We start from the raw sequence: 26,590 nt of genomic DNA on the forward strand, positions 1-26,590 counted from the left end.
ATGCGGCGACATCTGTCCTCCCTGACCCTCCGCGGTCGCGCGTTCCTGGCGGCCGGAGCGACGGCGGTGGTGTGCGCGATCGGCTTCGGCCAGCCGGCCCTGACCCGGGTCGGGGTGCTCATGATGGCGCTGCCGCTGCTGGCGGCGCTCGTGGTGAGCCGTCGGCGGCACGACCCCGAGGTGGCCCGCGTCGTCTGGCCGCGTCTGCTCCGTGCCGGCGAGACCGCCCGGATCGACCTCACCATCTCCAGTGACCGCAAGCGCGCCGACGGCGCGCTGCTGGTCGAGGACACCGTGCCCTACGCGCTCGGCGGGCGCGCCCGCTTCGTACTGCAGGGACTCGGAGGCGCCTGGGAGCGCACCGTGTCCTATCCCGTCCGGTCCGACATCCGGGGCCGCTACGAGGTCGGCCCCGTCGTGGCCCGGCTCGCGGACCCGTTCGGGCTGGTGGAGCGCCGCCGACCGATCGGCGGCACCGCCCAGCTCACCGTGACCCCCCGGGTCGTCCCGCTCCCCTCGATCCCGCTGACCGGCGGCTGGCAGGGCGCCGGGGACCACCGCCCCCAGGCCTTCGCGTCCGGGTCCGCCGAGGACGTCAGCGTCCGGGAGTACCGTCGTGGCGACGACCTGCGGCGGGTCCACTGGCGCAGCTCGGCCCGGATCGGCGAGTTGATGGTGCGCCGCGAGGAGCAGCCCTGGGAGGCCCACGCGACGGTCCTGCTGGACAACCGTCGACTCGCCCACCGCGGCCAGGGAGCGGCGTCCAGCCTCGAGACGGCCGTCATCGCCGCCGCCTCCGTGACCGTCCACCTCGAGCAGCACGGGTACGTCGTGCAGCTGTGCACCGCCGACGGGATCGGCGGCGGGGCCCTCGGCGATCCCACGGTGGGCGCCGAACGCGCGCTCGAGCACCTGGCCGTCCTCGAGATGTCCCACCGGGCGACGCTCGACGTCGGCTGGTCGGGCGAGCAGGCCCGCGGAGGGGTCGTGGTGGCCGTCCTCGGCGGCTTCCTCCCCGACGACACGGCCGCACTGCGCCGGATCCGGCACGACGCCGGCGTCGCGCTCGCCCTCGTGCTCGACGTCGGCCAGTGGTCGACCGGCCGCGAGGGGCTGGGCGGCGACGCCGCCGCCCCGGTCACGTCACTGGCCTGGCGGGCCACCGCGCTGGGCCCGCGCGACCAGCTGGACGCGTCGTGGCGAGAGCTCGGCCGGGCGCCCGTCCGCGGAGGTGCGCGCGGATGAGCCGGTCCCCCAGGAGCGAGCGGCGCGGCCCGTTCGGACCGTCGCTGCTGACCGGCGTGCTCGCCGTCCTGACGACCTGGGCGGCGCTCACGGCCTGGCGCGGCTTCGTCGAGATCCCCGGCACCTATCTCCGTCCGCTCGCGATCCTGGCCGGACTGCTCGCGGCCAGCGGTGCCACGCTGCGCTGGCTGGGCACCCCCCGCTGGCTCACCACCCTCGTCCAGACCGCGCTGACGCTGCTCGTGGTCGCGCGCCAGGTCACCGGCTCCCTCGTGCCCACCGGCGACACCGCCTCGGCGATCTGGCACGCCCTGGAGATCTCGGTGGACAGCGCCCGCCGCTACGCCGCGCCGATCGGCGAGCAGGTGCCACCGGTCTGGCCGCTCCTGGTCGTCGCGGGCGCCGCCGTCCTCCTGCTCGTCGAGACGCTCGCGTGCACGCTACGCAAGGTGCCGGCCGCGGGACTGGTCCTGCTCGCGGTCTACGCGCTGCCCAGCGGCGTGCTCGACGGAGGCCCGGACGTGTGGAGCTTCGTCGGCGCCGCCGCCGGGTTCCTGGCCCTGCTGCATCTCGAGTCCCGTGACCAACTCCTGCGCTGGGGACGCACGGTGGGCCCCGACGAGGACCTGCTGTGGCGGGGCGATCCGCTGCGCGAGGCGATGCGCGCCGGCGCCGGCCGGATCGGGGTGGCGGCGACCACCCTCGCGCTGGTGATCCCCGCCTTCTTGCCGTCGGCGGGCGTGAACGTGCTCGACCTGGGGACCGGGGGCGGCAACGGCGACATCCGGATCCGCAAGCCGATCGCCGACATGCGCCGCGATCTGCAGCGGGGGCGGGACGTGCCGCTGATCCGGATCCGGACCGACGACCCGGCCCCGTCGTACCTGCGGGTCTCCGTGCTCAACCGCTACACCGGCGACGAGTGGAGCAGCGGCGACCGCGACGTGGCCCGCGACGACCGTGCCGACGGTGCCGTGGCACGTCCACCCGGGCTATCGACCGAGGTGCGGAGCACCGAGCACGAGTACGACGTCGCGATCACCGAGGAGTTCGACTCGACCTGGCTGCCGACCCAGTATCCCGTCGCGGCCGTCGACGCGCCCGGCGACTGGCGCTTCGACCCCTCCACGATGGACTTCCTCGCCGCCGACGACGATCTCGACACCCGCGAGCTCGACTACACGATGACCGCGCTGAGCCTGGACTTCGGCACCGAGCGCCGGTTCTTCCGCGACTCCGCGGCCGACGACGTGGCGGACGAGGTCCTGCACCTGCCGGGCAACGTGCCGCCGATCGTGCGCAATCTCGCCATCGACGTCACCGAGGGCGCGACCTCGGACTACGAGCGCGCCCTGCTGCTGCAGCGGTGGTTCCGCCAGGACGGCGGCTTCACCTACGACCTGACCAAGGCCCCGGAGGGAACGGGGAACCAGACGCTGGAGGGCTTCCTGGCCCGCAACGGCAGGGTGGGGTACTGCGAGCAGTTCGCCTCCGCGATGGCCGTCATGGCGCGGACCCTCGGCATCCCCGCGCGGGTGGCGGTCGGCTTCCTCCAGCCCGACCGGATCGGCGACGACAGCTGGGAGTACAGCAGTCACGACCTGCACGCCTGGCCGGAGCTGTACTTCGCCGGCTCGGGCTGGGTGCGCTTCGAACCCACGCCCTCCGGGCGCGTCGAGGACGTTCCCGCCTACACGCGGGTGCCGGTCGCCGGCGGCAGCGACGACCCGCGCGGCGGTCCGACCGCGGCCTCGTCCGCGACACCGGGCGCGACCGCCACCGTCGCACCCAGCGCGGGTCCGAGCCGGCGCCCCGACATCGACCGCGACCCCGGCACCGCCGCGACCGGCGACGACGGAGGCATCCCCACTCCCCTGCTCGTGGGCGGGTTGGTCGTCCTCGTGCTCGTCCTGCTCGGTGGGGCGGCTCTCGGCGGCCCGGCATCGGTCCGCGCCCGCGCCCGGCGGCGTCGGCTCGCCGGTTCGCCCGACGACGTGTGGAGCGAGGTACGCGCGACCGCCCTCGACCTGGGCCGGCCCTGGCCGGACGGCCGCTCCCCCCGCGAGGCCGGACGTCTCCTGCTCGATCACCTCGGCGCCCCGGGCGACGCCACCGCCGAGCGTCCGCGCACCGGCGCCGAGGCCGCGCCGGAGGCCGCGGACGCACTCGAGCGCCTGGTGCTCGCCGTCGAGCGGGCCCGCTACGCGCGTCCCTCAGCGGTGGCGACACAGGAGCGCACCACCCTCGCCGAGGACGGCGCACGCGTGGTCGCGGCGCTCGAGGCCGGCGTCGCGCCGGGCGTACGGCGCCGGGCGCGCTGGATCCCGCTCTCGGTCTGGCGCCGCTAGACCCAGGGCCCGCTGGTCACCGCAGTGGCGCGAGGAGCTTGGTTCGCAGGCCCTCCGGCGGGTAGGTCTCCTCGAGACGGGTCTGGAGTTCGGAGCCGAGCCGCAACTGCTCGCTCAGGTAGGCCTCTACCTCGGCCCGATGACGCAGGTAGTAGGAGAAGATCGCGTAGACATCGGCCAACGGAACGATCTCGTGGTCGTCGTGGATCGCCTCGGGTGACTCACCCCGCTTGAAGGCGGCCACGAGGATGTCGAGGGAGATCCGGGTGCCAGGCACCATGAGCCTGCCGGCCTCGTCTCGGACCAGCGGAACCGGCTCGGGTTCGATTGCCGCGACCGTCATCGCGAAGGCACCTCCTGTGGTGACAGCGTACCGGCACCTGCTCCGATACGGGTCGAGCCGGCGAGGGCCGTGCGGTGCCGGTGGAGAGGCGACACGCTCGGCCCGAAGACTCCGCGTGGCCGCCGGGCGGACCGGGGTTCCGCCGGGGTCAACCGCGCGGCCGGCAGCGTGGCGGACGCGCGCAGCGCATCGGGCGACGCCCGCGGTCCGAGCGCAGCGAGGACCGGGCGGCGAGCTCGATATCCGACACGCTCGGCCCGAAGACTCAGAACCCGCGGTCCTTGCGGCGGCGCCACCGCGCCTGGAGGGTGTCCATGAAGCCCGAGGACCGGCCGTGCCCGTGGCTGCGGCCGCGTCGGCCGCCGTCGACGACACCGAAGCCGGACGGGTGGGACGAGACATGCGGCGCGGCACCGGGGCGCTGGCCCCGCAGGGAGCCGAGCAGGATGGTGGCGGAGGCGAGCATGATCAAGAACCCCGCGACACCGACGGGCCAGTAGCCGCTGACGGCTCCTCCCATCATCACGGCGACGCCGACGGCGAAGACGACGCCGGCGAGGATGGCCCGGCGACGGGCCGCTTGCCGGAGGGTCGTGCCCCGCAGGGTGGACGCGAACTTGGGGTCCTCCTCGCTGAGGGCGCGCTCCATCTGCTCCAGCAGTCGCAGCTCCTCTTCCGAGAGTGGCACCGAATCCTCCGACACGTGTGAGGCGGTTCTCCGCCGATGACTCTTCCTCCAAGTGTAGGCAGGCATCTCCAGCGGGGGTAGGGGCGTCCCCCGAAATTGTCGGGTGGGCTCGCTGCGGACCCTTCGCGAGACGGCCGGGATCAGAGCAGGCTCGCGCGACGCACGGCGCTGTGACCGAACCGGTCGACGGCCCGGTCGACGGCCCGGTCGGCGTCGATCCACCCCGGGTCGCGCTCCCCCAGGGCCAGTTGGCGCCCGTCCCCGGCGCGCTCGTGCCGCAGCCCTTCGACGCGCACGCCCACCAGGCGCACGGCCGCGGACCGGGGCCGCCGGGCGTCGAGGAGACCGTCGAGCAGGACGACCGCGACGGCGTAGACCTCCTGGGTGACGTCGGTGCGCTCCGGCAGCGTGCGCGATCGCTGCACGGTGGTGAAGTCGGCGAAGCGGACGGTGACCGTGACGGTCCGGCCGGTGCGTCCCGCGCCGCGGACCCGGGCCGCCACCCGGGCGGTCAGGCGGAGCAGCTCGCGGCGCAGCGCGGCCCGGTCGCGGATGTCGAACGCGAGGGTGTGCTGGGCGCCCATGCTGCCCTCGGGCTCGCCCTCCCCGAAACCGAAGACGCCTGCGCCGCCGGCGACCAGCTCCGTGCGGTCGGTCCCCCACACCAGGGCGTGGAGGTGACCGCCCAGGTGGTGACCGACCATCCGGCGGAGGAGGTCGACGGGGATCGCGGCGACGTCGCCAACGGTGATCAGGCCGAGCCGGTGCAGGCGCCGGCGGGTGGCCTCGCCGACGCCGTAGAGGTCACCGACGTCGAGCGGATGGACCTCGGCCACGAACCGCTCCGGGCGGATCACCCGGACGCCGTCGGGCTTGGCCTGTCGACTCGCGAGCTTGGCCACCGAGACCGAGGCGGCGATGCCGACCGAGCAGGTGATGCCGTGCTCGGCGCGTACGCGGGAGCGCAGCCGCTCGGCGATCGCCTCCGGTGGGCCGAAGAGCCGGACCGCCCCGCGGACGTCGAGGAAGGCCTCGTCGAGCGAGGTGACCTCGACGACCGGTGTGATCGTGCGGAAGGTCTCCATGATCGCCTTGGACACCGGCGTGAGCAGGCCGAAGTCGGGCGGCATGGTGACGGCGTGGGGGCACAGGCGCGCCGCCTCGGCGCCGGGCATCCCGGAGCGGATGCCGTAGCGGCGAGCGGGGTAGTTGGCCGAGAGGACGACGCCGCGGTGCCCGCCGCCGACGACCACGGGGACGTGCTGGAGCTCGGGTCGGTCGCGGATCATGACGGACGCGTAGAAGGCGTCCATGTCGACGTGGAGGATCGGGCAGGCGACGCTCACGGCCCGCTCCTGGAGCGGGGTCGGCGGGCCGGGTGCCGCGGGCCCGGGTCAGGAGGCGGCGTGCGCCAGGACGTGGAGCTGCGTGGCGAGCGGGAGGTACTCCGGGCGCTGCGCGACGGCACGCTCGAGTTCGACGAGGGCCGCGGCCGCACCCGGCTCCTGGTCGACGAGAGCGGCCGGGACCAGGTCGGCGAAGACGCGCACCGCGTGGACCGAGCCCGCGCCGAAGCCGTGCTCGGCGAGCAGTGCGGCGACCTCGTCGGCCGTGAACCGGCGACCGGTGCGCGCATCGACCGGGGCGCGGTCGTCGAGCAGTGCCCGGGCGTGCTGGAAGTGCCCGGCCATGGCCCGGGTGATGACGGAGGCGTGACGCTGCCCGACCACCAGGCTGAGCAGCCCGCCCGGCCGCAGCACCTGGCCGATCCGGTCGAGGGCGAGCGCCGGGTCGACGACCTCGAGCACGCCGTGGCACAGCACGACGTCGGCACTGCCGGCGCCGACCACGTCGACCAGGTCGGCGACGTCGCCCTGGAGCCCGGAGACCTCGACGCCGACCTCCTGGGCTCGCCGCGCGAGGGCCGCCAGGGCGTCCGGGCTCGGGTCGACGACGCGGACCCGATGGCCGGACTCGGCCAGGCGCACCGCGAAGCCGCCGGTGCCGCCACCGAGGTCGACCACCTCCCGCGGTCCGTCCGCGAGCGCCGACTCCAGGGCGTCCCACACGACCGCGGTGCGGACCGATCCACGCTGCTCGCGAGAGGCCATGGGCCGAACATTAGTGGCATCCGGGAGTCAGGCCGGCAGGCGCTCCGTCACCCGACCGCGAGGCCGGCGAGCTGCTCGCCGAGCGGGACATGGGGCGTCAGTCCGAGAGCCTGCTCGACCAGGGCGAGGAAGCGGTCCGCGTCGCGGACCAGGTCGTCGGCCTCGCGCTCGCTCGCCGCCCGCGCCGAGCCGGCCTCGGCGGCCGCGCGCTTCGCCGCGCCCGCCGCGAAGAAGGCGGCCCACTCCGACAGCTCGGGGGCGACCTCGGCGAGCAGCACCCAGGCGTTGCGCTGCGCCCGGCGGCGCCCGGCCGCGGGCCGGGCGCGCGCGGCCAGGAGCGCTGCGGCGGCCCGCAGCGCGGCGACATGCGCGCAGGCGTAGCGGGTGGCCACGTCGCGGGCCGCCACCGCCTCACTCAGGGATTCTGCCGACCGGATGAGGTAGTTGTGGGTGGTCGCCGGCAGCGCGTGCGGGCTGACCGTGACGGGGGCGGACTGCTGGGCCACGGCGGCTCCTCCTTCGAGTGGATTCGAACACCTGTTCGAACGACTCGAAGGTACACCCCGGGTCCGACACGACTCAAGCGTCCGGGTGGCCGGGCCTCTTCCCGCCACGGCCGGCGGGCGCCGACTCCCCCGATCCCTGCGCGTCCGGCTCCGCGTCGCCCGGGCGGCTCGCGCCCCGGCCGGCCTCGCGGACGTACCCGGCGCTCTGCGGGTGCCACAGGAAGACCAGGGTCACCGCGCCGATCACGGCGGCGGCGATCGCCATCCCGTCGACCATCGTCGGCGGGTCGGTGCGCACCGTCGCGACCGCGACGAGGATCACGCCGACCACGATCGCCGCCAGCGCGTGGCGCGCCCAGTCGTAGCCGGTGCGGAAGAGCGCGATCAGCGTCGCGGCCAGCACGGCCGTGACGCCGTACAGGACCAGGATCACCGGCACGAACTCGACCGGCTGCACGGTGCTGTCACCGACCTGCATCGGCGACCACACGCTGCCCAGGTCGTCGCGGCGGGCGACGACCAGCACGCACACCAGCAGGCCGGCCGCGACCAGGAACCACAACAGCCAGCACGCGATCACGACGGCGGGCGGCCGGGCCTGCTGCTCGGTCTCGGGCATGCTTCCTCCAGTCCGTGGGTGGTGTCGTGCTCGGTAGGGTCGTCCCCATGTCGGCCGAGCATCCCTCGATCACCCGGTTCCGCGACGAGCACCAGCGCCGGGGCGGAACCGGCGAGATCGTCATTCTGCCCGACTCGGTCCACACGGCCGCACTCGCCGCCGAGGCGCTGGGGTGCGAGGTGGGGGCGATCGCCAACAGTCTGCTCTTCGACGCCGACGCGAGCCCGGTCCTCGTCCTCACCTCGGGCGCCCACCGCGTGGACACCGCCCTGGTCCGGGCGACCATCGGCGGTCCCGAGCTGCGCCGCGCCCAGCCGGAGTTCGTCCGTGAGCACACCGGCCAGGTGATCGGCGGGGTGTCCCCCATCGGCCATCCCGCCCCCGTGCCGACCTACCTCGACTCCTGGCTGCGACGTCACGACGTCGTCTGGGCGGCCGCGGGCCACCCGGCCGCGGTCTTCTCGACGACCTACGACGAGCTCCTCGAGCTGACCGGCGCCACGCCGATCGACGTCGCGAAGGACTGAGGCGACATGGCACGGATCGTCGTCGTCGGCGGCGGCCTGGGCGGCATGGCCGCGGCCGCACGACTGGCCAAGCTGGGCCACGAGGTCGCGCTGCTGGAGGCGTCCCACCGGATCGGCGGGGCGATCGCCCCGGTCGAGCGCGACGGTCACGTCTGGGACGCCGGTCCGGCCTCGACGCTGCTGCCGGCGGCGTTGCGCGACCTGTTCCGCAAGTCGGGACGCCCGCTCGAGAAGGAGCTGGGGGCCGATCTCGAGCCGCTCCCCGTGCTGCGCGAGCACCGGTTCGCCGACCGTACGTCGGTGCGACTCCCGGGCGGATCGCGAGCCGAGCAGATGGCCGCGTTCGACGAGCTGGGCGCCGGTCTCGGCGCCAAGTGGACCGAGCACGTCGACGTCTACGGCCCGGTCTGGGACGTGTTGCGCCGCCACTACGTGGAGGAGCCCTGGGACCCGCGCGGCAAGGGCACGGTCCCGAAGGAGCTCAACGGGCTGTTCGACATCCGCGAGACCCTCTACAAGCGGCTCCGGCACGCCTTCCGCGACGAGCGGCTGGCGCTCGTCGCGGGACACCCCGCGATCGCCGAGGGGCACGACCTGCGCAACGTTCCGTCGTGGGTGGGCGTCACCTCCTTCCTGGAGCAGCGCTTCGGCGGGTGGCGGGTGCCCGGCGGCATGGGCCGGATCGCGACCCTGCTGGGCGGGCGCCTCGAGACCCGGGGCGTGCAGGTCCGCACCCGGGTCGAGGTGGAGGACCTCGTGGTCCGCGACGGGCGCGTGGCCGCGGTGCGCACGTCGGACGGCGACGCGGACGCCGACGTCGTGGTCGTCGCGATCGACCCGCGGCGCCTGCCCGCGCTGGCGCCGTACGTCGAGCGCACGATGCCCGCGATCCCGCCCGTCGTGGCGCACGTCGGCCTGACCGGCGAGCTGCCCGACCTGCCCCACGAGCTGGTCATTCACGAGGAGCCGCTGCTCACCGTCCGGACCGGCGGCATCGCGCCGGAGGGCGGCGCCGCCTGGACGATCCACGGCCGCGGCAAGATCGCCGAGGACCTCCTCGACGCGCTGGCGCGGCACAGGATCGACATCCGCGAGAACGTCGTGACCCGGGTCGACCTCTCCCCCCGCGATCAGGTCGAGCAGTGGCGCGGCTCGCCGATGGGCGTGCTCTGGCAGGGCCGCGGCACGGTCCGCCGCCGGATCGGCCCGGGCACCCCGATCACGGGCGTCTACGCCGCCGGCGCGCACACGGCGCCGGGCGCGGGCGTGCCCTTCGTGACGCAGTCGGCAGCGCTCGTCGCGCAGCTCGTCGGTCCCGCTTGAGACTCAGACCGTGATCTGGAGGGCCTCGAAGATCTCCAGCGTCGCCTTGGAGCGGTTCAGCGTGTAGAAGTGCAGCCCGGGCGCGCCGCCGGCGAGCAGCTCGTCGCACAGCTCGGCGGCCACCTTGATGCCCTCGGCACGCACCGCGGCGGGGTCGCCGTCGTGGGCGCTGATCCGCGCGACGATGTCGTCGGGCACGCTCGTGCCGATCAGCTCCCCCTGCCGGCGGATGGCGGCCAGGTTCAGGATCGGCATGATGCCCGGGAGGATCGGGATGTCCACGCCGCGGGCGCGGACCCGGTCGACCAGCGCGAAGTAGTCGGACGCGCGGAAGAACATCTGGGTGACCGCGAACTCCGCGCCCGCCCGGGCCTTGGCGACCAGCACATCGGCATCGGCGTCGAGGGACTCCGCGGAGGGGTGGCCCTCGGGGAAGGCGGCGATGCCGACCCGGAAGTCGCCGCGCGAGCGGGCCAGCTCGACCAGGTCGACGGCGTAGTTCAGCCCGCCCTCGGTGGGGGTCCACTCGGCGCGCGGGCCCTCCTGCGGGTCGCCGCGCAGTGCCATGACGTGGCTGACGCCCTCGGCGACGTAGGAGTCGAGGATGCCCTCGAGCTCCTCGCGGGTGTGGCCGACGCAGGTCAGGTGCGCCATCGGGACCATCGAGGTCTCCCGGGCGATCCGCCCCGTGATCGCGACCGTCTTGTCGCGGGTGCTGCCGCCGGCGCCGTAGGTGACGGACACGAAGGTCGGCCGGTACGGCTCCAGGGCGCGGATGGCGTCCCACAGCTGGGCCTCACCCGCCTCGTCCTTCGGAGGGAAGAACTCGAAGGAGAAGGATCGCCCGCCCTCGCGGAGGATCTCGCCGAGGGAGCGTCCGGCACCGGTAGTCATGGGCCGCAGTGTAGGTGGCCGAACGGGGTCGGGGCCGGGCATCTCGCCGATCCCGGGTGTCACTAGGCTCACTCGGGTGACACAGCAGGCGTGGGACCCGACCGCTTTCCGGACCGAGGTCCAGGCCACGCTCGACGCGTTCCTGGCCGACCAGGCCACCCGCCTCGCCCCGCTCGGCGGCGACGCCGCGCGGCTGCTGTCCGAGGCGCGGGTCACCGTGACCGGCGGCAAGCGGTTCCGCGCCGCGTTCTGCCACTGGGGGTACGCCGCGATCGCCGGCGCTCCCGCCGCGGCCCAGGCCGAGGCGGTACGGCGGGCCGCGGCCGCGCTGGAGCTGCTGCACGCGAGCGCGCTGGTCCACGACGACCTGATGGACGCCTCCGACACCCGGCGCGGCCGCTCCGCGACCCACCGCACGTTCGAGGGCGCGCACCGCGCCGACGGCTGGCGCGGCGACCCGGAGCAGTACGGCGCCGCGGCCGCGATCCTGCTCGGCGACCTGCTGCTGTCCTGGTCCGACGAGCTGCTGCGCCGCTGCGGGCTGGGCTGGGACCGGGTCGGACCCGCCCTCGACGTCTTCGACCTGTGCCGCTCCGAGGTGATCGCCGGGCAGTTCCTCGACGTCTCGGTGCAGGCACGCGGCCGGGCCGATGTCGCCCAGGCGATGACCGTGCTGCGCTACAAGTCCGCGAAGTACTCCATCGAGCGGCCGATCCACGTCGGTGCGGCGCTCGCCGGCGCGGACGCCGCCACGCTCGAGCGGCTCAGCGCCTTCGGCCTCCCGCTCGGCGAGGCGTTCCAGCTGCGCGACGACCTGCTGGGCGTGTTCGGCGACCCGGCCACGACCGGCAAGCCCGCGGGCGACGACCTGGTCGAGGGCAAGCGCACCGTCCTCGTCGCGCACGCCCTGGCGCACGCCGCCCCGGCCGACGCCGAGCGGCTCGACGCCGCGCTCGGCACCGCGCTGTCCGAGGACCAGGTCGCCGACCTGCGCACGATCATCGACGGCTGCGGCGCCCGCGCGCGGGTCGAGACGATGATCGACGATCTCGCCCGCGAGGCGGTCGCGGCCCTGCGCAGCGGACAGGCCGAGGCCGGCTGGGACGCCGAGGCGTGCCGGGTGCTCGAGCAGCTGGCCGCCGCGGCGACCCGCCGCACCCGCTGACGGTCCCGAGACGCGCGGCGCGACGGGGCTACGACAGCAGCGGCAGGCCGGTCTGCGGGCCGGGACCGCGTAGCAGCACCTCGATCGCCGGATCGGCCTCGCCGCGCTGCGCCAGGACCTCGACCACCAGCTCGAAGCGGGCCGGCTCGGCACGGGCGAACCCGGACCAGCCCTCCCACAGCAGGACGGTCGGCCCGGCCAGGTCGCGCAGCACGTCGTTGAAGGCGTCGAGGCTGCGCCCGGCGAAGTGGTCCGCGACGCCGACGGCATCGCCGATCACCCGCAGGACGGGCTGCGAGGCGTCGAGGGCGAGCGTGTCGGCGTACCCGAACCGCCAGCCGGCGTGCTCGACCGCGCGCCGGACGTCGGCGACGTCGAGCCCCGACTCCCAGCGGTGCACGCCCGGGGCGTGCCGCCCGGCCAGGACGGCGGCGAGGCCGCTCACCGGCTCTCCCGGATGCGCTCGAACGACTCGTAGTGGTCCGCGGTCCAGTACAGCTCTCCCGCGTCGCCGGCGATGATCCGGCGCGCGCCGCGGTGGTCGAGACCGGGCGTGTCGACCGTGTACTCCGCGTAGTAGCCGCGCGGCCGGTCCGGCAGCAGGCCCTCGAAGTTGCCGAAGGTGGAGCCGTCCTTGCCGGGGTGGGGGAACGGGCCGCCGGTCTCGATCAGCGCCACGGTCGCGGCGGCCTCGGGCGGCAGGTCGGCGAGGTCGACGTACGCGATGCCGTCCTCGTCGGCCCCGGGCGCCTCCTCCGCCGTCTCCTCCGGCGTCGCCTCGGCTGTCCCCTGGTGGGTCGCGCTCGGCGAGGCCGAGACGCTCGGGCCGTCGCTCGCCCGGGCCGGGTCGGCGTCGTCGGAGCCGCCGGACTGCAGCCACCAGACCCCGACCAGCAGGACGACGGTGACGAGCGTGGAGACGACCTGGGTCGTGCGCCGGCTCAGCCGCGGCACGGGCGCGTCCTCAGAGCGCGAGGGCCTGGGCCCGGCGCTTGACCTCCGAGCCGCGGTTCTCCCGCAGCGCGTCGATCGCGCGGCCGGGCAGATCGGCGTCGAGGAAGATCCACGCGATGCACTCCCGGTCGTCGAAGCCGTTGTCGTGCAGGAGGGTCAACAGCCCGGGCAGGCCCTTGACCGGCTCGCCGTCGACGAGGAAGAGCGCCGGGACGCCCTGGGGGCGGCCGGGACCGGGCTTCGCGGCGGCGAGCTGGTGCTCACGCACCATGGTGCGCACCTTGGCCGGGGTGACGCCGAGCTCGGCGGCGGCCTGGTCCCAGTCCAGCCAGTCCTCGACGAGCACGGCCAGGTCGTGGTCGGCCAGGCGCGGCTCGCTCATCGCGGGGTCCCCGGTCGGTCGTTCGCGGAGGAGCGAACCGGAGCGGCGGAGAAGCGGGTGGGGTGGTCCATGGGCCCATCCTCCCCCACCGGCGTGGCTGCGGGCGGACGTGGCCCCTCCCCGTACGATGGTCCTTCCGGTCACTTCCCCGGCCGGGCCGGAAGAACATGCACAGGAGGGTCGCTGTGCACGAAGACCAGCGCGCCCGCGGCGCCGCCGCCGCGCGGTCCGGCGACCCCTCGCCCGCCCGGTCGCCGCGGGTCGAGGACCACCAGTACGGCCGGCTGCTCGACGAGCGGTACCGCATCGGCGTGCGGATCGCCCGCGGCGGGATGGCCAGCGTCTACGAGGCCGTCGACACCCGGCTCGACCGCACGGTGGCCGTCAAGATCATGCATCCGGGGCTGGGTGACGCGACGACACGCGACGACGAGTCGTTCGCCCGGCGGTTCGTGAGCGAGGCCAAGGCCGCGGCCCGGCTCTCCCACCCCCACGTGGTCGCGGTGTTCGACCAGGGCCGCGACGACAGCGACGGCACGGTCTACCTCGTCATGGAGTACGTGCCGGGCCACACCCTGCGGGACACCATCGGCAAGGAGGCGCCGATGACGCCCGAGCGGGCGCTGGCCCTGCTCGACCCGATCCTCTCCGCGCTGGGCGCGGCGCATCGCGCCGGACTGATCCACCGCGACGTGAAGCCCGAGAACGTGCTGATCTCCGCCGACCCGCACTCGGGCGCGACGCGGATCAAGGTCGCGGACTTCGGTCTGGCGAAGGCGGTCAGTGCCGACACCCAGCACACCGCGACCAACGGCGTCCTCATCGGCACCGTCTCCTATCTCGCCCCCGAGCTCGTCGTCGAGCAGCGGGCCGACGCCCGCGCCGACGTGTACGCCGCCGGCGTGATCCTCTTCGAGCTGCTGACCGGCACCAAGCCGCACACCGGCGAGACGCCGATCGCGGTCGCCTATCGCCACGTCCACGAGGACGTCCCGCCGCCCTCCACCGTGGTGCCGGGGATCCCCGACTACGTCGACGCGCTCGTGGTCCGGGCGACCACCCGCGACGCCAGCCTCCGACCCGCCGACGCGACCGTCCTGCTGCACCACGTGCGCCGCGTCGCCCAGGCCCTCCGCGACGGCGTCCGCGAGGATCCCGAGCTGGTGGCCGACCTGCTGCCCGCGGCCCGCGCCGTCGAGGCCGGCGCCCTCACGGGCGTCGGCGGCGACACGACGCCCGAGCCGGTGAGCTCGCTGTGGGACGGCATGCCCGACCTGGTCGCCGAGGAGCCGGCCCAGCGCACGGCGGTCCGCACGGCCGTCCGCTCCGCGGCTCCCCCACCGCCGACCTCACCGCACGAGCAGACCTCGGTCATCGCCGAGCCGCCCGCGCCCCCGCCGCGGCAGAAGCGGCGGCGCGGGCGGCGGGTCGCGATCGCGCTCGTGCTGGTCGTGCTCGCGGCCGCCGTCGGCGGCACCGCCTGGTGGGTCGGCTGGGGACGGTTCACGACGACGCCCGGAGTCGTCGGACTGGACCAGGCCGCTGCGCAGGCGAAGCTCGAGAAGACCGGCCTGAGCGTCACCGTCGGCGAGGAGGTCTACTCCGAGAGCGTCGAGAAGGGCCTGGTGATCGCGACCGACCCCCGTCCCGGCGCGCGGATCCTCCCCGACGGGGAGGTCGCCCTGACGGTCTCCCTCGGCAAGGAGCGCTACGACGTCCCCGACCTCGCCGGCAAGACGGTCGAGGAGGCGGAGGCGGCGCTCGCCGAGGTGAAGTTCGTGGCCGGCCGGCCGGTCGAGCGCTGGTCGGAGACGGTCGAGGCCGGCCGGGTGATCCAGAGCCAGCCCGCCTTCGGCACCCCCGAGGCTGCGGCCCTGCCCGTCGGCACCGCGGTCACGCTCGTGGTCTCCAAGGGCCGCAAGCCGATCACGGTCCGCAGCTTCGTCGGCAAGGACGCCGACAAGGCCACCGCGGCGATGGAGAAGAAGGGACTCCGGGTCGAGGTCGCCGAGGAGCAGTACAGCGACGACGTACCCGAGGGCCGGATCATCAGCCAGACCCCCGACTCCGGCACCCTGTACCGCAACGACCCGGTCCAGCTCGTCGTGTCGAAGGGGCCGGAGCTCGTCACGGTGCCCTCGGTGCGGCTCAAGGCGACCGACGACGCGGTCGCCCTGCTGGAGGGTCTCGGCCTGGTCGTCAAGATCGAGCGCGCCGACATCTACATCAACGGCAGCGTGGCCTGGAGCACGAGTCCCGGCGGCGGCACCAAGGTGCGCAAGGGCAGCACCGTGATCCTCAACGTCGTCTGACGGCGTCGCCTGGCGGCGGGCGGGAGGCTGGTCAACCGGCCCGGACTGGCGCACCATGGGACGCGGGGGGATCCCAACCCAACGGAGTCGACATGGCCGGTCACATCATCCACGTCCACGCCACCATCCCTGCGCCGCCGGAGCAGGTCTGGGACGTCATCACCGACATCGCCCACGCCGACGACGTCCTGCGCAGCGTCAGCGAGACCGAGCTCCTCACCGAGGGGGCGTACGACGTCGGCACGGCCTGGCGGGAGCGCCGCACCGTGTTCGGGCACCACGGTCCCGAGCAGCTGCAGGTCGTCGAGTCGGAGCCGCCCCGGCGTACCGTCGTCGAGGCCGAGGTCGGCAACGACGTGATCCGCACCGCCTATCGCCTCACCCCCTCGGGCCCGGACGCGACGGGCACCCGGCTCGCGATGACGACCACCGTGGAGATGAGCCATCGCTCCGCTCTGTCGCGCGCGATGTGGGCGATGTTCGGCGGGTTCAGCTACGACCGCACCCGCAAGGTGCTCGAGCACGACCTGGAGGACATCGAGGCCGAGGCCTGCCGACGGGCGGCCTCCTCCTGATCTCCCGGTTCTGACACCTCGACGGGCCGTCGGGGTACGGTGAGCCCCGCGATGACCACCCCGACGCACTGCGCCAGCTGCGGGCACGAGCTCGGGGTCGGCCGGTTCTGCACGAACTGCGGACAGCCCGTCCCCGGCCGGCACCCCGAGGCCGCGCCCGCTGCGGGCGCGCCCGTGGTGCCTCCGCCGACCGGTCAGCTGCCGCCGGCCGCGCGCTACCCGCTCTACGCCGACGCGCCCACCGTCCTGCCACCGGCGCCACCCTCAGCACCGCCGGGAGCGCCCGGTCCCGCGCCGGCGGCGATCACCCGGCCCGTCCCGGAGCCCGCCCCGGCACCCCCGGCCCCGCCACCGGGCGCGCCTCGGGCGGGCGACCGCTCGGTCCGGCGGTGGTTGCCGTGGGCGATCGGCGTGCTGATGCTCGCCCTCGTCGCGGGCGTCGGCACGTTCCTGCTGGTCGCCGCAGGGGGCGACGACGGCGAGCGCGCCGACGACGATCGCACCGGCACGGCGACCGATCGACGCACGGACGAGACCGAGCCGACCCGCCCCGACCCGTCCGGTCGGCCACGGCCGGACCGCACCGGCACGACGGGTCCGGTCGCCGAGCCGCCCGACGACGAGGTCTCCGACCTGACGTCGACGGCCCGGGCCCAGGTCCCGGCGACGGCTCCCCCGTCACGCGACCGGCGCAACCGCCCGGTGACGTACGACGCCGAGAACATGCTCGACGACCGTCCGCGCACCGCGTGGCGGATGCCCGGTGACGGCACCGGCGCGACCCTCGTCTTCGACCTCGGCGAGGAGGTCGTGCTGACCGAGGTCGGCCTGGTCAACGGCTACGCCAAGATCGACGGCGCCGACAACTGGTACCTCGGCAACCGCCGGATCCGCGTCGTCCAGTGGGAGTTCGACGACGGCACCCGGATCACCCAGAGGCTGACCGACGGCCGGGCCCTGCAGTCCCTGCCGGTCGGGCCGGTGGCGACCACGCGGGTGGTGCTGCGCCTGGTCGAGGTGACCGCTCCCGGCGAGGGACCGGCGGGCCGGGACTTCACCGCGATCAGCGACGTCCGCCTGCGCGGCGCGCCCGCGTGAGGTCGCGCACCGGGCGGCCCCGCGCGGCCCGGACCGGCGTCAGCGCTTCTGCAGCATGCTGGCGACCTGGAAGGCCATCTCCAGCGACTGCACGCGGTTGAGGCGCGGGTCGACGACCGACTCGTAGCGGTGGGCCAGGCCCTGCTCGTCGAGCTCCTCGCCGCCGCCGACGATCTCGGTGACGTCGTCGCCGGTGTTCTCGACGAGGATCCCGGCGGGCACCGTGCCGAGCGCGCGATGCACGTCGAAGAAGCCCTGGACCTCGTCGAGGACGTCCTCGAAGCGGCGGGTCTTGTAGCCGTTCGACGCCTCGAACGTGTTGCCGTGCATCGCGTCGCACACCCACGCCACGTCGACGCCCTCGGCCGTGACCTTCTCGACCAGCGCCGGCAGGCCGTCGCGGATCCTGGCCGCGCCGAAGCGGGTGATGAAGGTCAGCCGTCCCGGCTCGTTGGCGGGATTGAGCTTGGCGGCCAGCGCGAGCGCGTCGTCCGCGGTCGCGTTCGGGCCCAGCTTGCAGCCGATCGGATTGCTGATGTGGCGGAAGTACTCGACGTGGGCGCCGTCGATCTGTCGGGTCCGCTCGCCGATCCAGACCATGTGGCCCGAGACGTTGTAGGGCTTCTCGGTGCGCGAGTCGATGCGCGTCATCGCGTGCTCGTACTCCAGCAGCAGTGCCTCGTGCGAGGAGTAGAAGTCGACCCGGTGGAACTCCTCGGGATCGGCGCCGATCGCCTGCATGAAGGTGAGCGCGCGGTCGATCTCGGCGGCCATCGCCTCGTAGTGCTGGCCGACGGGACTGTTGCGGACGAACTCGGAGTTCCAGGTGTGGACCTGGCGCAGATCGGCGTAGCCGCCGGTGGTGAAGGCCCGCACGAGGTTCAGCGTCGAGGCCGACGCGTGGTAGACGTCGAGCAGGCGCTGGGGGTCGGGCCGCCGCGACTCGGGGGTGAACTCGAAGCCGTTGACCGCGTCGCCGCGGTAGGCCGGCAGGGTCACGCCCTCGCGCGTCTCGGTGTCGGAGGAGCGGGGCTTGGCGTACTGTCCCGCGAGCCGGCCGACCTTCACGACGGGCACGGACGCGGCGTAGGTCAAGACGACGGCCATCTGCAGCAGCACGCGCAGCTTGTTGCGCGTGTTGTCGGCCGTGGCGCCGACGAAGGTCTCGGCACAGTCGCCGCCCTGGAGGAGGAAGGCCTCGCCCCGGCTGGCGGCCGCGATCTTCGCCTTCAGCTCGTCGCACTCGCCCGCAAAGACCAGCGGAGGCAGCGTGCGCAGGCGCTCGACGGTCGCGGCGAGGGCCGCGGGGTCGTCGTACGACGGCTGCTGCTTCGCTCCGATGGCGTGCAACTGCTCGAGGGACGGGAGGGTGCTCACGCCCCAAGGGTACGGCGCCCGTCGAGCGGCCGCCGAGTCGGCGGCCACCCGTGGACAGCGAAGCCCAGCGTCAGCCCCGGAACGGCCGGCAGCGTGGCGGACGCGCGAAGCGCATCGACCGACGCCCGCGGTCCGAGCGCAGCGAGGACCGGGCGGCGAGGTCGATTTCCGACACGCTCGGCCCAACCAAGGACGGAGGTCAGTCGGTCGGGTCGATGTCCATGTGCTCGATGTCGGAGAAGTGACCGCCCTCCGGCTTGTAGAAGAGCCGGGTGAGCAGCCACAGCAGGACGCCGATGCCGAGGAGCCCGGCGGCGATCTTGTACTGGATCATGTCGGCCTCGAGCCGGGCCCACGGACCGAGGAGGTAGGCGCACAGGAGCGCGCCGAGCACCGGGACCACCGTGGGGGCCCGGAATCCGCGCGACGGGTCGCGCCGCAGGACGAGACAGGCGACGTTGACGATCGTGAAGACCGCGAGCAGCAGCAGCGCGGTCGTGCCCGAGAGGGCGCCGACGATGGTGCTCTCCGAGGCCAGCCGCACGTAGGCGATCAGCCCGAACGCCAGCAGCGTGGTGAAGCCGATGGCGACGTACGGCGAGCGACGGCCGGGCAGCACCTTGCCCAGGACAGGCGGCAGCACGCGCTGCCGGGCCATGCCGTAGATCAGCCGGCTGGCCATCAGCATGTTGATCAAGGCGGTGTTGGCGACGGCGAACACCGTCATGAACGGGAAGATGTCGTCGATCGGCAGGTCGGGCGCGCCGAGCTTGACGACGTCGATGAGGATGCCCGCCTCGGCATTGGTGGGCGCGCCGATCTTGTCGGCGGGGATGACCGCGACGACCGAGATCGCGACCAGCATGTAGATGATGACCGCGATGCCGAGGCCGGTCAGCATCATCCGCGGGAAGATCCGCTCGGGATCCTTGGTCTCCTCGACCATGTTGACCGAGTCCTCGAAGCCGACCATGGAGAAGAAGGCGATCGCCGTCGCGACGGTCACCGCCATGAACAGTCCCTTGTCGTCGGGACTCTCGAAGACGGTGATCCGGTCGAGGTCGCCGTCGCCCTTGCCGATCACCCAGATGCCGATCGCGATCACGATCGCGAGCGCCGCCATCTCGACCATGGTGAGGATGACGTTGAACTTCACGCTCTCGCCGACGCCGCGCAGGTTGATCAGCGCGAGGATCAGCATGAAGGCCAGCGCGACGACGAGCACCAGCTCCTTGCTGGGCGCGTCGTTGCCGAGTCCGATCAGCAGGTTGGAGGCCAGCAGGCCCGAGGACGTCGAGGCGCTGGTGATGCCCGAGCAGACGACGGTGAAGGCGACGAGGAAGGTCACGAAATGGATGCCGAACGCCTTGTGCGCGTACAGCGCGGCGCCGGCGGCCTGGGGGTACTTCGTGACCAGCTCGAGGTAGGAGTACGCCGTCAGCGTGGCGATCGCGAACGCCACCAGGAACGGCAGCCACGCGATGCCGCCGACCTGGCCGGCGAGCCGCCCGGTGACGGCGTAGACGCCGGCGCCGAGGATGTCGCCGACGATGAACAGCAGCAGGAGGCCGGGTCCGAGGACCCGCTTCAGTTCCGGCTGGCCGTGGCCGCCCTGCGTCGTCTCTCCGGTGGTCTCCGTGGACATCTGCGTCCTTCCTTTCCCGAGGTGGAAAGTCACTCCCCGGGCTTCACCTTCGCGCAGGCCGCTCCGATTGGGAAGCATTTGCCCGGGGTGGCGGCATGTCGGGATCGTGGCGCGGCGCGACGCCCAGGGCGTCGAGGAGGCCTAGGAAGGCGCGGGCGAAGGGGTTCCCGGCCGTCCCGGCGGCCACGGCGCGCCAGTCGACCTGCTCGCGCACGGCCCGGGCCGCGGGCAGCACCGCGGTGAAGTCGCACGCGTGCTCCTCGAGCGAGGTGAGCTTGTCGGTCATCAGCACGGTGGCGGACAGCACGGGCATCCGGACCGACTCGACCTCGATCTCGTCGGCGTCGCCGAAGCGGGAGCGCTGGATCGGGTCGTTGCGGACCCGGAAGATGACGTCGACCATCGCCTCGTCGACGAAGACCTTGAACAGCCAGTCCTCCGGCGGCTGGACGACGTCGAGCCCGCTCTCGACCAGGACGTCCTCGATCCGCGGCGCGTCCTCCTCGGCGATCATGAAGTCGACGTCGTGGTCGGGCTCCGGTCCTCCCCGCGCCCACAGGCCGTAGCTGCCGGCCAACGCGAACGGCACCCCCGCCTCCTTCAGCAACACCGCGACCAGCTTGAGCGCCTCCCGCAGGTGGCTCGAGCCCACCGCACCCTCCCCTGCCTCGTCCACGTCGCAGTGGTACCCGCCCTCCGGGCTGACATGCGGCGCGTGGGGTACCGCTGCGGCGATGCGCATCGTGACGTTCAACATCCTCGGCGGCCGTACCCAGCACGACGCCGAGGTCGATGTGGCCGTGCTGCAGCGGGCGATCGCCGACCTGGATCCCGACGTGCTCGCGCTGCAGGAGGTCGACCACCTGCTCCAGCGCTCCGGGCACGCGGACCTGACGGCCCTCGCCGCCGAGGCCATGGGGGCCACCGACCACCGCTTCGTCGCCGCGCTCGCCGGGAGCCCCGGCGCCACCTGGACGGCCGCCACCGGCGACGAGCAGCCCGGCGACGCGGCGTACGGCATCGCCCTGCTGAGCCGGATGCCGATCAGCGGATGGCAGGTGATCCGTCTCCCGGCCGTGCCCACGCAGGTGCCGATGCGCTTCCCCGGCCGGCTGCTGCCGACCTGGGTGCGCGACGAGCCGAGGGTCGCGGTGAGCGCGACCGTGGAGACACCGGACGGCCCCATCACCGTCACCACCACCCACCTGTCCTTCATCCACTGGTGGAACGGGCGCCAGCTCGGGCGGCTGACGCGCTCGCTCGCCGGAGCGCAGCGGCCGCTCGTGCTGACGGGCGATCTCAACATGGGCCTGGCCCGGGCGGCGCGGGTCAGCGGGCTCACGCCGCTGGCCGAGCACGCGACCTTCCCCGCCGACCGGCCGCGCGAGCAGCTGGACCACGTCCTGGCCGACCCGCCGCTGGCCGCCCGGTCGACGGCGCGCCGGATGGCGCTGTCGGACCACCGGGCGCTGCTCGTCGACCTGGACCTCCGGCAGGCGACTAGCCGAAGAAGACCTGCGCCTCGGCGTACTCCCGCGGGGTGACCAGCTTCAGCTCGCCGGTGCCCTCGACCAGCGGCACCCGGACGATCTCGGTGCCGCGCAGGGCCACCATCACGCCGTACTCGCCCTCGGCGACGGCGTCGATCGCCTGCAGGCCGAAGCGGGTCGCGAGCCAGCGGTCGAACGCCGAGGGCGTGCCGCCGCGCTGGATGTGACCGAGCACGACCGCGCGGGCCTCCTTGCCGGTGCGCCGCTCGATCTCGTGCGCCAGCCGGTCGCCGATGCCGCCGAGGCGGACGTGACCGAAGGCGTCCTTCTCCCCGCTGACGAGCGTCATGCCGCTGCCGTCGGCGGGCACCGCGCCCTCGGAGACGACGATGATCGGGGCGTACTCGCTGCGGAACCGGGTCTCGACGTGCGCGCAGACGGCCGCGATGTCGAAGGGCACCTCGGGGATGAGCACGGCGCTCGCGCCACCGGCGATGCCGGCGTGGAGGGCGATCCACCCGGCGTGCCGGCCCATGACCTCGACCACGAGCACCCGGTGGTGCGACTCCGCTGTCGTGTGCAGCCGGTCGATGGCCTCGGTCGCGATGTTGACGGCCGTGTCGAAGCCGAACGTGAAGTCGGTGCCCGAGAGGTCGTTGTCGATGGTCTTGGGGACGCCGACGACGGCGACGCCGAGCTCCGCAAGCCGGGTTGCCACCCCGAGGGTGTCCTCCCCGCCGATCGCGACGAGCGCATCGACCCCCGCCTCGGCGAGATGGGCGGTGATCCGCTCGACGCCGCCCTCCACGGCGAACGGGTTGGTCCGCGAGGAGCCCAGGATGGTGCCGCCCCGCGGCAGGATCCCGCGACACTGCTCGATGCCCAGCGGCATCGTGCTGCCCTCCAGCGGGCCGCGCCAGCCGTCGCGGAAGCCGACGAACTCGAAGCCGTGCTCGTTCACCCCCTTGCGCACCACGGCTCGGATCACGGCGTTCAGGCCCGGGCAGTCTCCGCCCCCGGTCAGCACTCCGACGCGCATGGAACCAACCTACGTGGACACCTAGGCTGCGGACCATGACCTTCTCGATCGTGGCCCGCTCCGCCGACGGCGACAGTTGGGGCGTCGCCGTCGCGTCCAAGTTCCTCGCCGTCGGCTCGGCCGTCCCCGCCGCCGTCGCGGGCGTCGGTGCCGTCGCGACCCAGGCCGACGCCAACGTCGCCTACAAGGGACTCGCCCTGTCCCACCTCGACGAGGGCGCGACCGCGCCCGTCGCGCTGCAGCGGCTGCTCGAGGAGGACGACGGTCGCGCGCACCGCCAGGTGGGCATCGTCGACCTCGACGGGACCGCCGCCTCGCACACCGGCGCCGAGTGCATCCCGTGGGCCGGCGGCCTGACCGGCGACGGGTACGCCGTCCAGGGCAACTGCCTCGCCGGCGCCGAGGTGGTCGAGGCGATGGAGGCGGCCTGGCTCGCCGGCGCCCCGGACGCGCCGCTGCAGGACCGCCTGCTCGCCGCGCTCGCCGCCGGCGACGCCGCCGGGGGCGACCGTCGGGGCCGGCAGTCCGCGGCGATCCTCGTGGTACGCGACGGCGCCGGGTACGGCGGGCTCGACGACGTCGCGGTGGACCTGCGCGTCGACGACCACCCGACGCCGATCGAGGAGCTGACCCGGCTGCTCGACCTGCACGACCTCTACCTGACCGCGTCCACCGAGGACGAGCGGGTCCCGGTCGACGACGCCCTGCGCGCCGAGCTGGAGACCTTCGCCGCCGCGGCCGGCCACCGCGACTTCCACACCTGGGTCGGCACCGAGAACTACGAGATGCGGGTCGCCGCCGACCTGGCCTGGATCGACCGGCGGGTGCTCGCGATCGTCCGCGGCGACGGCTGAGCCGGGCAGCGCTGGAGTCACCGGTCGACCGGCGACTCCTGGGACTCAGCCCAGTCGGTCGCGCGCGGCCTGCGCGGCATCCCGCTCCGCCGCGGCGGTCCGCAGGTCGGCGGCGGCACCGTCGCGCACCTCCTCGGCCTCGGCGAGCTCCTCCTCCAGCGCCTCCGACTGCTCCTCGAGATCGGCGAGGCGGCGACGCAGCTCGTCGGTCTCGGCCTCCAGCTGCAGCGAGCGCGCGGACAGGCGCTCGACCTCGGCCGACGCGTCGTCGTGGGTGGCCCGCGCGGCGTCGTACTCCTCCGTGGCGGCGGCGAGGCGCTCCTCGGCGGCGGCGATCGCCTTGGCCACCCGGTCCGGATCGGGGACGAGATGCAGCTCGGGCGGGCCCGGCCGCGGGGCCTCGCGCGGGGTCGCGCTGAAGCCGAGTGCCTCGGGGACCGCCACGGCGCTCGCCAGGTCGTCGGCGTCCATCGGCTCGACGCCGGTGGTCCGCAGCGCGCTGACCAGCAGCCCGCTGCGGACCGCGCGGCCACACTCGACGTCGACCATCGCCGCGGTGAGCGTGGCCTCGATCTGCTCGGCGACGGCCTCGGTGACGCGCAGCCCCTCGTCGGCGGCGAGGCGCCGCGCCTGGGTGGTGACGGCGGCGGTGACCTGTCGACGCTGTCGGGTCAGGGCGCGCAGCTCGCCGGCCGACATCGCCTGCTGGGCCTCGCGCAGCGCCGCCCCGACGCTGAGCACCTGGTCGATCTGGGCCGCCTCACGGCGGACGAGCAGGTCGACGACCCAGGCCGCGGTGCTGGGCTTGCGCAGCGACTTCACCTGCGCCGCCAGCGGCGAGCCTTTGAGCTCCTTCGCGCGCGCGTCGCGGGCCGGCGTGAACTCGGCGAGCGGCAGCGCGTAGAGCTCGTCGGCGATCTCCAGCAGGTCGGCCACGCTCGGAGTCTTCCAGATCCCTCATCGGCCGGTCGGCCGCCGCTGCCCCGGTCGGTCAGACCTCGTCGTCGAGGCCCTGCTCGATGACGTAGCGGGTCAGCTCGACCCGGTTGTGCATCTGCAGCTTGCGCAGGGTGTTCTGCACGTGGTTCTGGACGGTGCGGTGGGAGAGGACGAGCCGCTCGGCGATCTGCTTGTAGGACAGCCCCTTCGCGACCATCTTGAGGATCTCGGTCTCGCGATCCGTGAGGCGCTCCCCCGGCGGCGTGGCCGGCTCGTTCATCCGCCGGAACTCGCCCAGCACCAGCGCCGCGAGCCCCGGCGTGAAGACGCTGTCGCCGGCCGCCACGCGGCGTACGGCGGCCACGAGCTCCTCGCGCGAGGCCGACTTCACCAGGTAGCCGGTCGCGCCGGCCTTGACCGCCGCCAGCACGTCGTCCTGCTCTCCCGACGCCGACAGGATCAGCACCCGCGAGGACGGCTCGCCGGCCAGCACCTGCGCCGTCACCTCCACGCCGCTGGGGGCGGGGATCTGCAGGTCGAGGACCACGACCTGCGGCCGGGTCGCCTGGAAGCGGACGATGGCCTCGGCGCCGGTCGCCGCGACCGCGACGACGTCGAAGCCCGCCGCCTGGAGGTCACGCTCGACCGCATCGCGCCACATGGGGTGGTCGTCGACGACCATGACCCGGATCCGGTCCGTCATGGGAAGGGACCTTAGCCTCGATGAGTGGTCAGGCGAGCGGCACGTGCTCCTGCAGCCAGGTGGTGAGGTCGCTCAACACGCCGGGGTCGATCGTGGTGGTGATCTGGGCGTACTCGTCGGGCAGACCGGAGGCGGCGGGCTGCATGAGGTGGTTGACGCCCTCGGCGACGTGCACGGTGGCGTCGCCGTTGTCCTGCAGGAAACGGCGCATCGGCGCGGCGTTGAGGGAGGGCGGGACCTGGATGTCCTTCTCGCCGTAGATCGCGAGTGTCGGGACGTCCAGCGCGCGCAGGGCGGGCTCCGGGTCGTAGGTGGTCTGCGCGGCCATCGTCGGCGTGACGGCGTCGGCACCCTCGCGCAGGAGCGCGCGGGCGCCGTCGAGGTCCCCGCGCTCGAGCAGGTCGCACAGCCGCTGGGTCGACTCGTCGCTGGCGCGCAGCTCCTCGGCCGGGGCCTGCCGCAGCTCGAGCTGGGCCCGGCCCTGGTAGGTCAGCACCTCGCATCCGGTCTGCGCGGGCCCGGCCAGCAGCACGACGAAGGCGACCTTGTCGGGCGCCCGCGAGGCCGCGAGGGGCGCCAGGTAGCCGCCCTGGCTGTGGCCGAGCAGGCCGATCCGCTCGGGGTCGATCTCGGACCGCTCACGCAGGAAGTCGGTCATCGCGAGCGCATCGGCGGTCAGGTCGTCGTACGTCGCGTCGGCGTCGCTGCCCGAGGTGCCGCCGACCCCGCGGTCGTCGGTGCGCAGCACGGCGTACCCGGCGCGGGTCAGCGCGTCGGACAGCACCAGGAACGGCTTGTGGCCGAAGCCCTGTTCGTCGCGGTCCTGCGCACCGGCGCCGGTCAGCAGGACCACGGCCGGGTACGGGCCGGTGCCCTCGGGAGTGGTCAGGGTGCCCGCGATGGTGACCTCGCCGGCGTCGAAGGTGACCGCCTGGACGCGGTAGGGGAACGGCGTCGCGGGCTCCTGCGGCCGCTTCGGCGCGGCCACCTTGCCGCGCTCGAGCCGCACACCGAGAGTCTGGCCGCCGGCGGACAGCTCGCCGGTGATCCGGTCGGTCGAGGAGCTGTAGGTGCCGGCGAACGTGGCATCCGGCGAGACCTGCGGCGCCGCGAAGGCGACGTCGGTCCTCGTCGTGCGCACGTCGGTGAGCTCGGCGTCGCTCAGCCCCTGCGCGGGGATCGTGATCCTGGCGCCACCGCCGGCGAAGGTGATGCCGACGTCGATCGGCGCACCGGGCACCTCGATCACACCGGCCCAGTCGCCGTCGAGGCTCCGGGGTGCACCGCGTTCGGGCTCCTTCTCGTCCGCCGAGCAGGCCGTCAGCACGAGGGCGAGGACGGCAAGGACGAGCACGGCGAGTCGGGGGGTCTGTCGTGGCATGCGGCGACGCTAGGTCCGGGCGGGTACGCCACACATCGGGAAGGTCCCCGGACCGTCCCCCTAGGGGGCGTC

At 74.0% G+C, this 26,590-nt stretch carries 27 protein-coding genes; 10 read left to right on the forward strand and 17 right to left on the reverse strand.

Features of this window, described 5'->3' with window-relative positions; translation table 11 throughout:
• Both ACPZVR_RS04100 and ACPZVR_RS04105 read left to right on the forward strand, forming a co-directional pair.
• Complete coding sequence (locus tag ACPZVR_RS04100; protein WP_436698301.1) at window positions 1–1,245, forward strand: DUF58 domain-containing protein; 1,245 nt, start codon at window positions 1–3, stop codon at window positions 1,243–1,245.
• The gene (locus tag ACPZVR_RS04105) at window positions 1,242–3,593 is read left to right on the forward strand and encodes a transglutaminase TgpA family protein (protein WP_436698302.1); all 2,352 of its coding nucleotides are present in this window, start codon (window positions 1,242–1,244) and stop codon (window positions 3,591–3,593) included. The genes ACPZVR_RS04100 and ACPZVR_RS04105 overlap by 4 nt, the downstream gene beginning before the upstream one ends.
• Window positions 3,594–3,609: 16 nt before the next feature.
• On the opposite strand, the gene ACPZVR_RS04110 is transcribed toward ACPZVR_RS04105, so the two are convergent.
• The 6 genes from ACPZVR_RS04110 to ACPZVR_RS04135 form a co-directional block, all read right to left on the reverse strand.
• On the reverse strand, window positions 3,610–3,936 hold the full coding sequence (locus tag ACPZVR_RS04110) for a DUF433 domain-containing protein (RefSeq protein ID WP_436698303.1): 327 nt from the start codon (window positions 3,934–3,936) through the stop codon (window positions 3,610–3,612).
• 265 nt (window positions 3,937–4,201) lie between these two features.
• Window positions 4,202–4,624 (reverse strand): SCO2097 family morphological protein, encoded by a 423-nt coding sequence (locus ACPZVR_RS04115; protein WP_436698304.1) that lies wholly within the window; start codon window positions 4,622–4,624, stop codon window positions 4,202–4,204.
• Between the two features lie 140 nt (window positions 4,625–4,764).
• Window positions 4,765–5,970: a DNA polymerase IV gene (dinB, locus tag ACPZVR_RS04120; protein ID WP_436698305.1), complete on the reverse strand. Its 1,206-nt coding sequence runs from the start codon at window positions 5,968–5,970 to the stop codon at window positions 4,765–4,767.
• A 48-nt stretch (window positions 5,971–6,018) separates the two neighbouring features.
• Window positions 6,019–6,735, reverse strand: coding sequence for a methyltransferase domain-containing protein (locus ACPZVR_RS04125; protein WP_436698306.1), 717 nt, complete (start codon window positions 6,733–6,735; stop codon window positions 6,019–6,021).
• 47 nt (window positions 6,736–6,782) lie between these two features.
• Window positions 6,783–7,241 carry an SAV_6107 family HEPN domain-containing protein gene (locus ACPZVR_RS04130; protein WP_436698307.1) on the reverse strand — a complete coding sequence of 153 codons (459 nt, stop codon included), beginning with the start codon at window positions 7,239–7,241 and terminating at the stop codon, window positions 6,783–6,785.
• A gap of 73 nt (window positions 7,242–7,314) precedes the next feature.
• The gene (locus tag ACPZVR_RS04135; protein ID WP_436698308.1) at window positions 7,315–7,860 is read right to left on the reverse strand and encodes a hypothetical protein; all 546 of its coding nucleotides are present in this window, start codon (window positions 7,858–7,860) and stop codon (window positions 7,315–7,317) included.
• Window positions 7,861–7,907: 47 nt separating this feature from the next.
• Between ACPZVR_RS04135 and ACPZVR_RS04140 the strand changes: the two genes are divergently transcribed.
• Complete coding sequence (locus ACPZVR_RS04140) at window positions 7,908–8,387, forward strand: YbaK/EbsC family protein (RefSeq protein ID WP_436698309.1); 480 nt, start codon at window positions 7,908–7,910, stop codon at window positions 8,385–8,387.
• A 6-nt stretch (window positions 8,388–8,393) separates the two neighbouring features.
• A complete protein-coding gene (locus tag ACPZVR_RS04145) occupies window positions 8,394–9,710 on the forward strand; it encodes a phytoene desaturase family protein (protein ID WP_436698310.1) in 1,317 nt (438 codons plus the stop codon).
• 3 nt (window positions 9,711–9,713) lie between these two features.
• Here the strand turns inward: ACPZVR_RS04145 and metF are convergent, their stop codons facing one another.
• Window positions 9,714–10,604, reverse strand: coding sequence for a methylenetetrahydrofolate reductase [NAD(P)H] (gene metF, locus ACPZVR_RS04150; RefSeq protein ID WP_436698311.1), 891 nt, complete (start codon window positions 10,602–10,604; stop codon window positions 9,714–9,716).
• A 76-nt stretch (window positions 10,605–10,680) separates the two neighbouring features.
• Between metF and ACPZVR_RS04155 the strand changes: the two genes are divergently transcribed.
• Window positions 10,681–11,769 (forward strand): polyprenyl synthetase family protein, encoded by a 1,089-nt coding sequence (locus tag ACPZVR_RS04155; RefSeq protein WP_436698312.1) that lies wholly within the window; start codon window positions 10,681–10,683, stop codon window positions 11,767–11,769.
• A gap of 28 nt (window positions 11,770–11,797) precedes the next feature.
• Here the strand turns inward: ACPZVR_RS04155 and ACPZVR_RS04160 are convergent, their stop codons facing one another.
• The 3 genes from ACPZVR_RS04160 to ACPZVR_RS04170 are packed head-to-tail and all read right to left on the reverse strand — an operon-like array spanning window position 11,798 to window position 13,105.
• Window positions 11,798–12,214, reverse strand: a complete 417-nt coding sequence (locus ACPZVR_RS04160) for a barstar family protein (RefSeq protein WP_436698313.1) — start codon at window positions 12,212–12,214, stop codon at window positions 11,798–11,800.
• Window positions 12,211–12,723, reverse strand: coding sequence for a guanyl-specific ribonuclease (locus tag ACPZVR_RS04165; RefSeq protein ID WP_436698314.1), 513 nt, complete (start codon window positions 12,721–12,723; stop codon window positions 12,211–12,213). The genes ACPZVR_RS04160 and ACPZVR_RS04165 overlap by 4 nt, the downstream gene beginning before the upstream one ends.
• A gap of 10 nt (window positions 12,724–12,733) precedes the next feature.
• A complete protein-coding gene (locus ACPZVR_RS04170; protein WP_436698315.1) occupies window positions 12,734–13,105 on the reverse strand; it encodes an Rv2175c family DNA-binding protein in 372 nt (123 codons plus the stop codon).
• A gap of 185 nt (window positions 13,106–13,290) precedes the next feature.
• Here ACPZVR_RS04170 and pknB point away from each other — a divergent pair, with 185 nt between their 5' ends.
• The 3 genes from pknB to ACPZVR_RS04185 all read left to right on the forward strand — a co-directional run bounded on the left by pknB (window position 13,291) and on the right by ACPZVR_RS04185 (window position 17,090).
• A complete protein-coding gene (pknB, locus tag ACPZVR_RS04175; protein ID WP_436698316.1) occupies window positions 13,291–15,417 on the forward strand; it encodes a Stk1 family PASTA domain-containing Ser/Thr kinase in 2,127 nt (708 codons plus the stop codon).
• A 92-nt stretch (window positions 15,418–15,509) separates the two neighbouring features.
• Window positions 15,510–15,992, forward strand: coding sequence for an SRPBCC family protein (locus ACPZVR_RS04180; RefSeq protein ID WP_436698317.1), 483 nt, complete (start codon window positions 15,510–15,512; stop codon window positions 15,990–15,992).
• Window positions 15,993–16,043: 51 nt separating this feature from the next.
• Window positions 16,044–17,090: a discoidin domain-containing protein gene (locus tag ACPZVR_RS04185; protein WP_436698318.1), complete on the forward strand. Its 1,047-nt coding sequence runs from the start codon at window positions 16,044–16,046 to the stop codon at window positions 17,088–17,090.
• A 39-nt stretch (window positions 17,091–17,129) separates the two neighbouring features.
• Here the strand turns inward: ACPZVR_RS04185 and ACPZVR_RS04190 are convergent, their stop codons facing one another.
• The 3 genes from ACPZVR_RS04190 to ACPZVR_RS04200 all read right to left on the reverse strand — a co-directional run bounded on the left by ACPZVR_RS04190 (window position 17,130) and on the right by ACPZVR_RS04200 (window position 20,854).
• Window positions 17,130–18,467 carry a class II 3-deoxy-7-phosphoheptulonate synthase gene (locus tag ACPZVR_RS04190; RefSeq protein ID WP_436698319.1) on the reverse strand — a complete coding sequence of 446 codons (1,338 nt, stop codon included), beginning with the start codon at window positions 18,465–18,467 and terminating at the stop codon, window positions 17,130–17,132.
• Window positions 18,468–18,666: 199 nt separating this feature from the next.
• The gene (locus ACPZVR_RS04195; RefSeq protein WP_436698320.1) at window positions 18,667–20,112 is read right to left on the reverse strand and encodes an APC family permease; all 1,446 of its coding nucleotides are present in this window, start codon (window positions 20,110–20,112) and stop codon (window positions 18,667–18,669) included.
• Between the two features lie 43 nt (window positions 20,113–20,155).
• Entirely contained in the window at window positions 20,156–20,854 is a 699-nt protein-coding gene (locus tag ACPZVR_RS04200) for a nucleotidyltransferase domain-containing protein (protein ID WP_436698321.1), read from the reverse strand.
• Between ACPZVR_RS04200 and ACPZVR_RS04205 the strand changes: the two genes are divergently transcribed.
• A complete protein-coding gene (locus tag ACPZVR_RS04205) occupies window positions 20,847–21,656 on the forward strand; it encodes an endonuclease/exonuclease/phosphatase family protein (protein ID WP_436698322.1) in 810 nt (269 codons plus the stop codon). The two genes, ACPZVR_RS04200 and ACPZVR_RS04205, sit on opposite strands and share 8 nt — an antisense overlap.
• Here the strand turns inward: ACPZVR_RS04205 and ACPZVR_RS04210 are convergent.
• Window positions 21,613–22,641 (reverse strand): 6-phosphofructokinase, encoded by a 1,029-nt coding sequence (locus tag ACPZVR_RS04210; protein ID WP_436698323.1) that lies wholly within the window; start codon window positions 22,639–22,641, stop codon window positions 21,613–21,615. The genes ACPZVR_RS04205 and ACPZVR_RS04210 overlap by 44 nt on opposite strands.
• 35 nt (window positions 22,642–22,676) lie before the next feature.
• On the opposite strand from ACPZVR_RS04210, the gene ACPZVR_RS04215 reads away from it, so the two are divergent.
• On the forward strand, window positions 22,677–23,495 hold the full coding sequence (locus ACPZVR_RS04215; protein ID WP_436698324.1) for a DUF1028 domain-containing protein: 819 nt from the start codon (window positions 22,677–22,679) through the stop codon (window positions 23,493–23,495).
• Window positions 23,496–23,540: 45 nt separating this feature from the next.
• Here the strand turns inward: ACPZVR_RS04215 and ACPZVR_RS04220 are convergent, their stop codons facing one another.
• From ACPZVR_RS04220 to ACPZVR_RS04230, 3 genes are read right to left on the reverse strand one after another with little or no spacing between them, the layout of a single operon-like run.
• The gene (locus tag ACPZVR_RS04220; RefSeq protein ID WP_436698325.1) at window positions 23,541–24,431 is read right to left on the reverse strand and encodes a hypothetical protein; all 891 of its coding nucleotides are present in this window, start codon (window positions 24,429–24,431) and stop codon (window positions 23,541–23,543) included.
• Between the two features lie 55 nt (window positions 24,432–24,486).
• The gene (locus ACPZVR_RS04225; protein WP_436698326.1) at window positions 24,487–25,137 is read right to left on the reverse strand and encodes a response regulator; all 651 of its coding nucleotides are present in this window, start codon (window positions 25,135–25,137) and stop codon (window positions 24,487–24,489) included.
• Between the two features lie 28 nt (window positions 25,138–25,165).
• The gene (locus ACPZVR_RS04230) at window positions 25,166–26,518 is read right to left on the reverse strand and encodes an alpha/beta hydrolase family protein (RefSeq protein WP_436698327.1); all 1,353 of its coding nucleotides are present in this window, start codon (window positions 26,516–26,518) and stop codon (window positions 25,166–25,168) included.
• Window positions 26,519–26,590: the final 72 nt, after the last annotated feature.

It is taken from the genome of Nocardioides segetis (genome assembly GCF_051390595.1).
Taxonomy (GTDB): Bacteria; Actinomycetota; Actinomycetes; order Propionibacteriales; family Nocardioidaceae; genus Nocardioides.